Below are 12,346 nucleotides of genomic sequence, written 5' to 3'. Positions count from 1 at the left end.
GTTTCGCAAGTATTCCTGTAGCGAAATGCCATGCGTATCTGGCAGAGCCGCGTTCCCGAAGGGACGCGGTTTTTGCGTTTCTGGAACATCGAGATCGAACGGGCGCCCCTCTTCGAAGAGCGCCCGAAGTCCAATTACCGCTTCCGCAAATCCGCGTCCGCGAGATCGAGCGCCTTGGCGATGCGTTCGCAAGCCATGTCGATCGTGTCGCGCGTCCAGATCAGCGGCGGCGACAGGATCATCGTGTCGCCGGTGGCCCGCAACATCATGCCGTTCGCGATCGCGTGGTCGCGCACCGCGACCGCGGCGCTTCCCGAGGGCAGATAGCGTTCCTTGGTCGCCTTGTCCTTGACGATCTCGATCGCACCCATCAGGCCGATCGAACGCACCTCACCAACCAGCCTGTGCCCGGCGATCCGCTCCTGCAGCGCCTGCGCGAAATAGGGGCCGGTGTCGTTCTTGACCCGCTCGACCAGCCCTTCCTTCTCGATGATCTCGAGGTTCTTGAGCGCCACCGCGCAAGCCACCGGGTGACCGGAATAGGTGTAGCCGTGATAGAACTCGCCGCCTTTCTCGACCAGCGTCCTGGCCACACGATCGCCGACCAGCAGCGCCGACAGCGGCTGGTAGCCCGAGGTCAGCGCCTTGGCGGTGGTGATGGTGTCGGGCTCGATCCCGAACGTCTGCGCCGCGAACCACTCGCCGGTGCGGCCATAGCCGGTGATGACCTCGTCCAGCATCAACAGCACATCGTATTTGCGGCAGATGCGCTCGACTTCCGGCCAGTAGCTCATCGGCGGGATCTTCACCCCGCCCGCGCCCATCACCGGTTCGCCGATGAAGGCGGCGACCTTGTCGGCGCCTGCTTCGAGGATTGCATCCTCGACCGCCTTCGCCGCGCGGATGCCGAAATCATGGTCGCTTTCGCCGGGCAGCGCGAGTTCATAGGCATAGGGCATCATCACATGGACGATGTTGGGCACCGCGCCGCCGAGCTGCTTGTGCATCGGCTCCATGCCGCCCAGCGACGTGCCGGCTATCGTCGAGCCGTGATAGGCCGACTTGCGCGAGATGACGCGGTTCTTCTCGGGCTTGCCTTCGAGCGCCCAATAGTGGCGGACGAGCCTGAGCGCCGTATCGTTGGCCTCCGAGCCGGACGAGCCATAAAAGACCTGGCTGACATGCTTGGGCGCGAGTTCCGCCAGCTTCTTCGACAACAGCACCGGCGTCGGCGTCGAGCATTTGAAGAAGGAGTTGTAGTAAGGCAGCTCCTTCATCTGCGCGTAAGCCACCTCGGCCAGCTCGTCGCGGCCATAGCCGACATTGACGCACCACAGGCCCGCCATGCCGTCGAGGATTTCGGTGCCGTCGGCATCGTAGATGAACGGGCCGTTGGCATGGGTGATGATGCGCGAGCCGGTTTCACGCAGTTCCTTGTGGTCGGTGAAGGGATGAAGGTGATGCGCGGCATCAATCTGCTGAAGCTGCTTCAGCGAATAATTCTGATAGGTCATGGGTTTGATCTTTCCTCTTGAACCAATCCGGCGGGAGCCGGCGGCGGATTCGTCAGAGGAAGGCAGGCGGCGAATAGCCGATGCGGGCGCACAGCCGCAAAAGCTCGGCGCGCAGCGTCCGCGGTGACGGCGTCACCGCGACCCCGAAGGCGCCTGATGTGCTGAAGCGGATCATGACGGCAGCTTATGCCGCCTCAGGCCCAAAATTCAAGCGGTTCCAGTCAGGCGGTCTTACCGAGCGACCGCTTGAGGAACATATAGCGCATCGCCGTCTGCGCCGCTTGCGGCCGGCGGTCGCCGCGCCCGCCATGGCCGCCTTCGGTTTCCTCGAAGAACAGCGTCTTGCCGTGACCTGCCTCCCGCAGCCGCGCCGCCATCTTGCGCGCATGTCCGGGGTGCACGCGGTCGTCGGCGGTCGAGGTCATCAACAGGACCGGCGGATAGTCAGCATCGGCCGCGACGTGCTGGTAAGGCGAATAGGCGCCGAGCCAGGCCGCCTCCTCCGGCTTCGACGGGTCGCCGTATTCGGCGATCCACGAGGCGCCGGGCGGCAGTTCGGTGTAGCGCAGCATGTCGAGCAACGGCACGTCGATGATGACGGCGCCGAACAGTTCCGGCCGCTGCGTCAGCGACGTGCCGGTGAGCAGGCCGCCGTTGGAGCCGCCGTGTATGCCGAGCTGCGCCGCCGTGGTGATGCCGCGCTTGACCACATCCTCGGCAACGGCAGCGAAATCGTCGAAGGCGTTCTGGCGCTTGCCCTTGAGCGCGGCCTGGTGCCAGGCCGGGCCGAACTCGCCGCCGCCGCGGATGTTGGCCTGGACATAGGCGTTGCCCTTGTCCAGCCAGAGCTTGCCGCGGATGCCGGCATAGCCCGGCAGCAACGGCACCTCGAAACCGCCATAGCCGTAGAGCAATGCCGGCACCGGTCCTTTCTGGTCGCGGCGCCGCACCACGAAATACGGGATCATCGTGCCGTCCTTCGAGCGCGCCTCGAACTGCTCCGAAACATAAGGCGAGGCGTCGAAGCGGGCCGGCTGCGACTTCACCGTTTCAAGTGTCTCGCCATTGTCGTCCGACCAGATGATCGAGCTCGGCGTCAGGAAATCGGTGAAGGAGAAGGACACGCTCGAGCCGAAATGCTCGACATGGCTGATGCCGACATTGCCGTTGTCGGGCAGCGCAATCCGTTTCAGCGACCAGCCATCTGCGGCGCGGTCGCAGGCGATGACCTTGCCGCGCACATTGTCCATCAGGTTGATGAACAGCCGGTCCTGCGTCCTGGCGAGGCCCGCAATGGAAACGCGGTGCTCCGGTTCGAGGAGCGTCTCGATCCGTTCGAACGCACCCGTTTCAATCCAGCGATCGAAATCGACCGAATAGAGCCCATCGGGCAGGCAGTGCGTGCCGTCCGGCGCCGTCCAGGGGCTGCGCACGCCGAAGATAAGCTGGCCCTTGAAGATCGCCGTGTCGGTGGCGTCGTCGGGCAGCGGGATGCGCCGGTTCTCGCCCGAAGCCAGCCGCAGGAAACTGTGGGAGGTGAAGAAGTCGAGCGTCTTGCCGAGCAGGACATGCCGCTTGTCGCCGTCATGCTCCACGCCGCCACCGACCGCCAGATGTTGCTTTTCGCCTTCGAAGATCGGCGTCGCGTCCTCGAGCTTGGTGCCGCGCCGCCACAGCTTGATCACGCGCGGATAGCCGGACTGCGTCCTGTCGTCTTCCTCGAAAGCGGCAGAGACGATGACGGTATCCTTGTCCAGCCAGGAAAAGCCCGACTTGGAAGCGCGCGCGGAAAACCCCCCTTCGACAAAGGACCTCGTCGCGATGTCGAACTCGCGCATCTCGCTGGCGTCGCCGCCATCGGGCGACATGTAGAGCAGGCAGCGGTTGAAATCGGGATAGAGCCGGCTCGCCCCGCCAAACACCCATTTCACGCCTTCCTTCGCCGAGAGCTGGTCGAAATCGATGATCGTCTCCCAATCCGGCTTGTCGGTCTTGTAGGAAGCGACACACGTGCGCCGCCACAGTCCAAGCGCGTTGGTCTTGTCCTGCCAGAAATTATAGACGTAGCCGGCAAGCGCCGCCCCGACCGGCATATTGTCCTCGGCGGTCATCAGGTCGAGCGCGGTTTCGAATGTCGCCTGATAGGAAGGATCGCCCTGCAGTTCGGCGACCGTCAGCGCGTTCTGGCGATGAACCCAGTCCAGCGCTTCCTTGCCGTTGCGATCCTCAAGCCAGAGGTAGGGATCGTTGGCGGTCAATCCGGGCTGGGTTCTGGTCATCGTGCTGGTCATGCAGGTCTCCATCTGGCGGCCTCGCCTACATCGCGTTCGCTGCCTTGATATTCAAGAGCCATGTGGGGACCGATTACAAAACCCGCCGGCGCGCGATCGTCGCCGCCGCCAGCGCCGCGCAGATTGCACCAAGCGTGACCGGCAGGCCGGCGGCGCCGATGACATCCATAACGCCACCGGTGAGCGGCGGCACGATGATGCCGCCAAAACCCCACATCAGCGAGAAGGCGGCATTGCCAGCGACCAGCGCCGAGCCGGTGAAGCGTTCGCCGAGCTCGATGATCGACATCGTGTAGATGCCGTAGGAAACGGCGCCCCAGATAAAGACGCAGCCCCAGATCAGCGGCGTCTCGATCAGCGCCGGCAAAAGCGCGCATCCAAGGATGGTTACCGCCACGCAGCCGAACCGCACCAGGCGCGCCGTCAGTTTTTCGGCGAGCAGGCCGAGCGGCACCTGCATGGCGATGTTGCCGGCGATCATCACGGAAAGCAGCGCCGACATGCGCGCCTCGGGAATGCCGTGATGCGTCCCATAGACCGGCAACAGTGCCAGTATCGCCTGCTCGAACCCGGCCGCGACGACAACCGCCGACATCAGCAGCCAGGCCAAGGGTATGAAGCCCAGCACCGACATCTTGTTATCGGCCTCGTCGACCTTCGGCAGCCGCTTCACCACCGCGGCCAGGCAACCGCCGCAGAAGAGGAAGGCTAGAATGCCGACCAGGAAAGGCGGCCAGCCTTCGGTGCCGACGGCAAGCAGGCAGAGCGGTCCGGCCGCGAAGCCCGCCGAGATGATTGTCGAATAGATGCCCATGACGCGGCCGCGCCGGGCCGGCGGCGCAAGCGCAATCACCCAGATTTCGCTCAAGACATAGAGCGGGTTGGTCACCACGCCGATCAGGAGGCGCAGCGGAAACCACAGATAGACATTTTGCGTCCAGCCGATCAGCGCCAGCACCAGCGCCGAGAGCGCGGCGCAAGTCAGCGCGGTGCGCCCTGCCCCGAACCGGCGCGCCAGCCCCGGGATCAGTGGCGAGGACAGGATGAAGCCGACCGGCGTCATTGCCGCCGACAGCCCGATCACCGCCGGCGAAACGCCCTGACGCTGCAGGATGAAGCTGAGCAGCGGATAGGAAAGTCCTTGCGCGATGGCGAAGACAGACACGGTCGCGATCACGCCGGTGATCGCGGCCCACTGCACCGTCTCGCCGCTCTCCGAACCAGCCAGAGCCATCGGTCTTGCTCCAATCGCCTGGAGGCTTAGCCGGTATGGTCGGCTGCCGTAAGAGCCAACTGGCGGCGAAAGCGCATGTTCCAGCCAGTCCCTGTCAGGAGCGCTGGCGCTGCAAGGTACGGTACAAGGCGAACGACACCAGCAGCACATCGAGCCCAACGATGACGGCAGGCAGCCCGAGCGGGCCGATCGCCTGCATCAGGGCCCCGGCGCCGGGCGGGCCGACAATGCCGCCGACGCCCCACAGCAACGCGAAGGCGGCATTGCCGGTGACCAGCAGCGAGCCCTTGAAGCGGCTGCCGAGTTCGACCAGCGCCATCGTGTAGACGCCGTAGCCGACCGCGCCCATCACCAACAGCACGCCCCAGATCAGCGGCGTGGCGATCAAGAGCGGCAACAGGATCGCGCAGGCCGTCGTCGCCACGGCGCAGGCGAGGATCATCGGCCGCCCGCCGAAGCGTTCGGCGAGCAGGCCAAGCGGGATCTGCAGGACGATGTTGCCCAGCGAAAGCATCATCACCAGGGCGGCAAGCGTCGCTTCGGGCAGGCCGTAGCCCGCGCCGAACACAGGCACCAACGCATAAGTGCTCTGCTGAACGGCGGCGGAGACCAGCACGGCCAAAAGCAGCGCCGGCGCGAGCCGCGCGAAGCCGACAAAACTACCGGCGGGCTGGCCATCGTCCTCGAAACCGGTGAGCTTGGAGGAGACGAGGCGCAGAATGACCGCGCAAAGCGCGAAGCCGGCAATGCCGACGCCGAAAGGCGCCCAGCCGGCGGTGCCGACAAGGGTCAAGGTAAACGGCCCGGCCGCGTAGCCGGCGCCCATCAGTGTGTTGAACACGCCCATGACACGCCCGCGCCGCGCTGGCGGCGCCAGGGACAGCGCCCAGACCTCCCCAAGCACATAGAGCGGGTTGATGACCACGCCGATGATGAAGCGGATAACGTACCAGGCGACCCAGTTCTGCAGATAGCCAATAGCCAGGAAGCACAGCGCACCAAGCAGGGAGCAGCCGACCGCCAGGTTGCGTGCGCCGACCAGCCGCACGGCCGCCGGCACGAAGGAGGCCGACAGGATCAGCCCGACCGGCATCATGGCCGCGGACAGTCCGATCAAGCCCGGCGAAAAGCCTTGGCTCTGCATCAGCAGGGTGAACAGCGGCGAGCTCAACCCTTGCGCCGCGCCGAACATGGCGAGCGCGGCCGTGACCCCGGCAAGGGCCGCCCATTGCGGTCGATCTTCGGCGGTCTGGACGGAAGCGGTCATTGTGGCTCGCAATTGAACAATCACGGCATCATTATCAGTGGCGAGAGCCCTCCTGATGCCTCAGCGGAAGCAATTCGGCGAGCCAGCCGCTCCCCTTCCGTCATGTCGCTTCCCTCGCCCTAGTGGTCGCCGCCTCCTCACCGGCGACATTGCTGCCAGTTCATTATGCCGCCAATTTCGCATCCTCACGAGGCTTCTCATGACTGCCGCCCTCCATCCCGCCGAACCGGCATTGGCAACAGATCGCGCCCGCCGTGGCGGCCGCGCGGGAAAGCGCGCCGGCGGCTCGGCCGCCTTCGAGCAGCCCGCCTTCCGGCAGCTGAAGAACCCGCTGACCCCGACCAGGCTCGTGTCCGACGACGAATTGGAATCGATCCACCTCGCCTCGCTGCGCGTGCTGAAGGAGATCGGCGTCGACGTCCTGCACGACGAAGCCCGCCGCATCATGAAGGCGCATGGCGCGGACGTGCGCGAAGGCTCGGAGCGCGTGCGCTTCGACAGTGACATGATCCTCGAGCTTGTCTCGCACTGTCCTTCGGAATTCACGCTGCATGCCCGCAACCCGGCGCACAATCTGCGTTTCGGCGGCAACAACGTCATCCTGTCGATGATGGCGTCTGCACCGAACTGCTCCGACCTCGACCGCGGCCGCAGGCCCGGCAACCAGGCCGACTACCGCAACTTCCTGCGGCTCGCGCAGATGCACAACATCCTGCACTGCACCGGGGGCTATCCGGTCGAACCGATCGACATCCATCCGTCGGTCCGGCATCTGGAATGCATCCGCGACCTCGCCACGCTGACCGACAAGGTCTTCCACATCTATTCGCTCGGCAAGGAGCGCAACGTCGACGGCATCGAGATCACCCGCATCGCCCGCGGCATCAGCCGCGAGCAGCTGATGCAGGAGCCTTCGGTCTTTACCATCATCAACACCAATTCGCCGCTCAAGCTCGACGTGCCGATGATGGAAGGCATTATCCAGATGTCGAGCATGGGCCAGGTCGTGATCGTCACGCCGTTCACGCTGTCGGGCGCCATGGCGCCCGTCACCGTCGCCGGCGCGCTGGTGCAGCAGAACGCCGAGGCGCTCTCCGGGATCGCCTTCGCGCAGATGGTGAAGAAGGGCGCGCCGGTCGGCTATGGCGGCTTCACCTCCAATGTCGACATGAAGTCCGGCGCGCCGGCCTTCGGCACGCCCGAATATATGAAGGCGCAGCTTGTCGGCGGCCAGCTTGCCCGCCGCTACAACATCCCCTACCGCACCTCCAACACCTGCGCCGCCAACACGGTCGACGCGCAGGCCGCCTATGAAAGCGTGTTCTCGCTGTGGGGCGCCATCCAGGGCGGCGGCAACCTGATGATGCATGGCGCCGGCTGGCTTGAAGGCGGCCTGCGCTGCTCCTATGAAAAGACCATCCTCGACATAGATCTTTTGCAGATGGCGGCCGAGTTCCTCACCCCGCTCGACCTCTCCGAGGACGCGCTCGGCTTCGACGCCATCCGGTCGGTCGGCCCCGGCGGCCATTTCTTCGGCACCCCGCACACGCAGGCGCGTTACAAGACCGCCTTCTATTCGCCGATCGTGTCCGACTGGCGCAACTTCGAGACCTGGACCGAGGCCGGCTCGCCGACGGCGATGGAGCGGACCAACAAGGTCTGGAAGGAGCGCCTTGCCTCCTACGAGGAGCCCTATATGGATCCGGCCATCCGCGAGGAACTCAACGACTTCGTCGAGAAGCGCCGCGCCGAAGGCGGCGCGCCGACGGATTTCTGATCATCGGTCGGTTGGGCAACTGCCCGCCCGCCCATTTTCATTTCTGACTCCACATTGCACAACACGGAACTATCTTCATGAAATCCCACGTAAAAGCGGTTGTCATCGGCGGCGGCGTCGTCGGCTGCTCGGTGCTCTATCACCTCGCCAAGGCCGGCTGGACCGACATCATGCTGATCGAGCGCTCGGAGCTGACCTCCGGCTCGTCCTGGCATGCGGCGGGCGGCTTCCACACGCTCAACGGCGACCCCAACGTCGCCAAGCTGCAGGCCTACACGGTCCAGCTCTACAAGGAGATCGAGGAGATTTCCGGCCAGTCCTGCTCGCTGCATCTGACCGGCGGCGTCATGATGGCCGATACGCCGGAGCGCATGGACTTCCTGCGGCTGGCCCACGCCAAGGGCCGCTATCTCGGCATGGACACCGAGCTGATCACGCCTTCGGAAGCCAAGGCGATGTTCCCGCTGATGGACGAGAAGAACTTCGTCGGCGCCATGTGGGACCCGGTCGAAGGCCATCTCGACCCGTCCGGGACGACCATCGCTTACTCCAAGGCTGCGAAGAAACTCGGCGCCGAGATCGTGCTGCGCAACCGCGTCGTCGATCTCACCCAGCAGCCGGACGGCACTTGGAACGTCGTCACCGAGCAGGGCACGGTCCATGCCGAGCATGTGGTCAATTGCGGCGGCCTGTGGGCGCGCGAGATCGGCCGCATGGTCGGCGTCGAGCTGCCGGTGCTGGCCATGGAGCACATGTACCTCTTGACCGAGCCGATGCCGGAGGTCGAGGAATTCAACAAGTCGACCGGCCGCGAGATGATCGGCGTGCTCGACTTCAAGGGCGAGATCTACACCCGCCAAGAGCGCAACGGCATCCTGCTCGGCACCTACGAGAAGGCCTGCAAGCCGTGGTCGCCGGTCAACACGCCGTGGGATTTCGGCCATGAGCTCTTGCAGCCCGACATCGACCGCATCGCGCCGTCGCTGGAGATCGGCTTCAAGCATTTCCCCGGCATCGAGAAGGCCGGCATCAAGCAGATCATCAACGGCCCCTTCACTTTCGCGCTCGACGGCAACCCGTTGGTCGGCCCGGTGCAGGGCCTGACCAATTTCTGGTGCGCCTGCGCCGTCATGGCCGGCTTCAGCCAGGGCGGCGGCGTCGGCCTCGCGCTGTCGAACTGGATGGTGCATGGCGATCCTGGCTTCGATGTCTGGGGCATGGACGTCGCCCGCTTCGGCGAATGGGCGAGCCTGCGCTACACCAACGCCAAGGTGCGCGAGAATTATTCGCGCCGCTTCTCGATCCGCTTCCCCAACGAGGAGCTTCCCGCTGCCCGTCCGGCGCAGACGACGCCGCTCTACGACATCATGCTCGCCAACAACGCCGTTATGGGCGACTCGTGGGGCCTAGAGACGCCTCTCTGGTTCGCGCCGAAGGGGACGGAGTCCAAGGACATCGTCTCCTTCCACCGCTCCAACGATTTCGGCCCGATCGGCGAGGAAGTGCGCGCCACGCGCGACAGGGTCGGCGTCACCGAGATCGCCAACTTCGCCAAATACGAGGTCTCGGGTCCGGGCGCGGAGGATTTCCTCAACCGGCTGATGACCAACCGCATGCCAAAGGTCGGCCGTATCGTGCTGACCCCGATGGTCAACGAATTCGGCAAGCTGATCGGCGACTTCACCATCGCCAAGACCGGCGAGGACCGCTTCATGATCTGGGGCTCTTCCGCCGCGCAGAAATACCATATGCGCTGGTTCGAGAAACACCTGCCGAAGGACGGCCCAAGGGCGTCAGAGGTGCGTATCCACCGCTTCGACCAGACGCTGGTTGGCCTGTCGATCGCCGGGCCGAAGTCGCGCGACCTGTTGCAGAAGCTGGTCGATGTCGACGTCTCCACAAAGGCCTTCCGCTTCATGGACTTCCGCGAGATGGCGGTCGGCGGCGCGCCCTGCATGGTCAACCGCATCACCTATACCGGCGACCTCGGCTATGAGATCTGGATGGCGCCCGCCTATCAACGCCTCGTCTACAAGGCGATCAAGGAAGCGGGCGCGGAATTCGGCCTGGTCGATTTCGGCATGCGCGCGCTGCTGTCGATGCGCCTGGAAAAGAACTTCCCGACCTGGTTCCGCGAGTTGCGCCCGATCTACGGACCGTTCGAGGGCTCGATGGACCGCTTCATCAAGCTTGAGAAGAACGACTTCATCGGTCGCGAGGCGTCAGCGAAGGAGCATGCCGAGGGTCCGAAGCTGCGCAGGGTCTCCTTCATCGTCGACGCGGCGGATGCCGACGTGATGGGCGACGAGCCGATCTGGGCCAAGGTCGGCAAGGACTACGGCACGGTCGAGAAACCGCATGGCTATGGCGCGCCGCGCTTCGACACATCCGGCAAGGAAGTGCGTGGCTCGAAAGCCGCGGAAGGTGCTTCCGCCGTGCGCGGCATCGTCGACGGAGACTGGCGCGTCGTCGGCTGGGTCACGTCGGGCGGCTATGCGCATTACGTCCAGAAGTCGATGGCGCAGGGCTATGTCCCCGCGGCCCTTGCCGAGGACGAGAGCGCCGGCCTGTTCGAGATCGAAATCCTCGGCCACCGCCGCCCGGCCCGCATCAATGTCGAGCCGCCTTTCGACCCGAGCGGCGAGAAGATGCGGACCTGAAGCCCTACGAATTGTTGGATTGCGTCGGTTGCTGTGGCATGGTCCGAGCCCGCTACCGGCGCATCAGCATGAGAAGACCACCCCCTTGCGGCAGCTAGAGAAATGGACCGATTGGCTGTGCGATGAACGGGTTGGTCCATTCAGCGCCGCGGTCGCCTCGGTCCTCCTCTACTGCCTGACCCAGATCGTCGTGATGGCCTTGTTGTCCCATGTTGCGGGCACCGGTGTCGGCGTCGACGATTCCGAGCAATTGATGGAAATGCGGTTCATGGCTGCCGGCTACGGCAGTTCGCAGCCGCCTTTGTACACCTGGCTGGCGATGCTCGCGGCCTCGCTGGTCGGAACCAGCGTGCTTGCCCTCAAGATCGTCAAATACGGCCTGCTGGCCGCGGGGCTGGCCGCCTATTTCACCGCCATACGCCGCCTCGGCTACTCGAACCGCGCCGCTGCGGCCGGCATGTTCGGGCTGCTTCTGTTTCCCCAGATCTTCTGGGAGATGCAGCACGCCCTCACCCATTCGGTCGCCATATTCTGTTTCACCTCGGTGCTGCTTCTGGCGCTGGCCGAGGTTGAGAAGCGGCGATCGGCCATCGCCTATGCGTTGTTGGGCCTGGCGGCGGCGGCCGCGATGCTGTCGAAATACAACATCGTCATCTTCCTTGCCGCCTTGTTCCTGGCGGCTCTTTCGGTTCGCGAAACGCGCGCAGCGATCCTCGACCGCCGTTTCCTGATCAGCGTGGCGGTGGCGGTCCTGGCCTGCCTGCCGACGCTTTATTGGAGCCTCACGCATCTGGAGGATCTGCTCTCGCATCAAGGGGGCCTGGGCGTGGCCGAAGGCGGCAGCGTTGCGAAAACGGCATTTCTCGGCATCCGCAGACTGGCCAACGCGATCGTCAATTTCGCTGGACTGCCGGTCGCGATCTTCGCCGTCGCCTACGCCCTGGCGATAAGAAGACGGACGGAGCCGCCTCAGCCGGTAAGGTGGCCGGAAAAGCTGTTGTGGCGGGCGATCGTCCTTGGTCTTGTGGTCACGGTCACAGTCGTGTTGGCGGCTGGCATCACGCAGTTTCGCGACCGCTGGATGCTGCCGATCTTCATTCTCTTGCCCGCGGTCCTTGCCATGCGCTTCGACGCCATGGGCCAGAGGGGCCGAAAGACCCAAGCCACCATCGTCTTCGTCGGCGCAGTGCTTGCCATCCTCGTGCTGCCGCTGAGTTGGTACATGCACCTGCATGGCGGCGACAGCCGCGGCGGTATCGTGCGCATGGATTACCGGTCGCTCTACGATCAGATCAATGCCGACGGGCCGGTCAAGACCGTGGTCTCGAGCTGGTTCTGGGTCGGCAATCTGCGCCTGATCGATGCCGATCTCATCGCGCTCGACGATGAGACGCCGGACTTCGCCAGATCGATCCGCGAACCGGCGGTGCTTGTCCTGACCGATGACAGGGAATCGTCCTCGGACGTCTTCGAAGAGCTGGCGAGGGCCGGCTACGCGATGGACACCGTCCACCGCACTATTGAAGTGCCGCAGGCGCTCGGCCTCCCGCCGCGCAAGGTCACAATCACCAAACTGCACAAGAAGGCCGCGCAGTAAGTTTCA

General features: G+C 64.7%; 8 protein-coding genes. 3 read left to right on the top strand and 5 right to left on the bottom strand.

Annotated elements, in window-relative coordinates:
* Nucleotides 1–134: 134 nt before the first annotated feature.
* The 5 genes from FJ430_RS17065 to FJ430_RS17045 form a co-directional block, all read right to left on the bottom strand.
* On the bottom strand, nt 135–1,514 hold the full coding sequence (locus FJ430_RS17065; protein WP_140710604.1) for an aspartate aminotransferase family protein: 1,380 nt from the start codon (nt 1,512–1,514) through the stop codon (nt 135–137).
* Between the two features lie 52 nt (nt 1,515–1,566).
* Complete coding sequence (locus tag FJ430_RS17060; protein WP_041003987.1) at nt 1,567–1,689, bottom strand: hypothetical protein; 123 nt, start codon at nt 1,687–1,689, stop codon at nt 1,567–1,569.
* 46 nt (nt 1,690–1,735) lie between these two features.
* Entirely contained in the window at nt 1,736–3,805 is a 2,070-nt protein-coding gene (locus tag FJ430_RS17055; RefSeq protein WP_140710602.1) for a prolyl oligopeptidase family serine peptidase, read from the bottom strand.
* A 73-nt stretch (nt 3,806–3,878) separates the two neighbouring features.
* The gene (locus tag FJ430_RS17050; RefSeq protein ID WP_140710600.1) at nt 3,879–5,039 is read right to left on the bottom strand and encodes an MFS transporter; all 1,161 of its coding nucleotides are present in this window, start codon (nt 5,037–5,039) and stop codon (nt 3,879–3,881) included.
* Between the two features lie 94 nt (nt 5,040–5,133).
* A complete protein-coding gene (locus FJ430_RS17045) occupies nt 5,134–6,306 on the bottom strand; it encodes an MFS transporter (protein WP_140710598.1) in 1,173 nt (390 codons plus the stop codon).
* Between the two features lie 199 nt (nt 6,307–6,505).
* Between FJ430_RS17045 and FJ430_RS17040 the strand changes: the two genes are divergently transcribed.
* The 3 genes from FJ430_RS17040 (at nt 6,506) to FJ430_RS17030 (ending at nt 12,340) form a co-directional block, all read left to right on the top strand.
* Entirely contained in the window at nt 6,506–8,083 is a 1,578-nt protein-coding gene (locus tag FJ430_RS17040) for a trimethylamine methyltransferase family protein (protein ID WP_140710596.1), read from the top strand.
* A gap of 77 nt (nt 8,084–8,160) precedes the next feature.
* Nucleotides 8,161–10,743 (top strand): GcvT family protein, encoded by a 2,583-nt coding sequence (locus FJ430_RS17035; RefSeq protein WP_226891740.1) that lies wholly within the window; start codon nt 8,161–8,163, stop codon nt 10,741–10,743.
* A gap of 85 nt (nt 10,744–10,828) precedes the next feature.
* Nucleotides 10,829–12,340: a glycosyltransferase family 39 protein gene (locus tag FJ430_RS17030; protein ID WP_181175378.1), complete on the top strand. Its 1,512-nt coding sequence runs from the start codon at nt 10,829–10,831 to the stop codon at nt 12,338–12,340.
* Nucleotides 12,341–12,346 lie beyond the last annotated feature (6 nt).

The sequence above is a fragment of the Mesorhizobium sp. B2-8-5 genome (assembly GCF_006440675.2).
GTDB lineage: Bacteria > Pseudomonadota > Alphaproteobacteria > Rhizobiales > Rhizobiaceae > Mesorhizobium.
This window is presented reverse-complemented; position numbering and strand designations above follow the sequence as displayed.

What these genes read in the sequence shown, in the direction of transcription:
- FJ430_RS17060 (WP_041003987.1), bottom strand. Translation starts at nt 1,689, where the DNA reads ATGATCCGCTTCAGCACATCAGGCGCCTTCGGGGTCGCGGTGACGCCG.
- FJ430_RS17040 (WP_140710596.1), top strand. Translation starts at nt 6,506, where the DNA reads ATGACTGCCGCCCTCCATCCCGCCGAACCGGCATTGGCAACAGATCGC.
- FJ430_RS17050 (WP_140710600.1), bottom strand. Translation starts at nt 5,039, where the DNA reads ATGGCTCTGGCTGGTTCGGAGAGCGGCGAGACGGTGCAGTGGGCCGCG.
- FJ430_RS17035 (WP_226891740.1), top strand. Translation starts at nt 8,161, where the DNA reads ATGAAATCCCACGTAAAAGCGGTTGTCATCGGCGGCGGCGTCGTCGGC.
- FJ430_RS17055 (WP_140710602.1), bottom strand. Translation starts at nt 3,805, where the DNA reads ATGACCAGCACGATGACCAGAACCCAGCCCGGATTGACCGCCAACGAT.
- FJ430_RS17065 (WP_140710604.1), bottom strand. Translation starts at nt 1,514, where the DNA reads ATGACCTATCAGAATTATTCGCTGAAGCAGCTTCAGCAGATTGATGCC.
- FJ430_RS17045 (WP_140710598.1), bottom strand. Translation starts at nt 6,306, where the DNA reads ATGACCGCTTCCGTCCAGACCGCCGAAGATCGACCGCAATGGGCGGCC.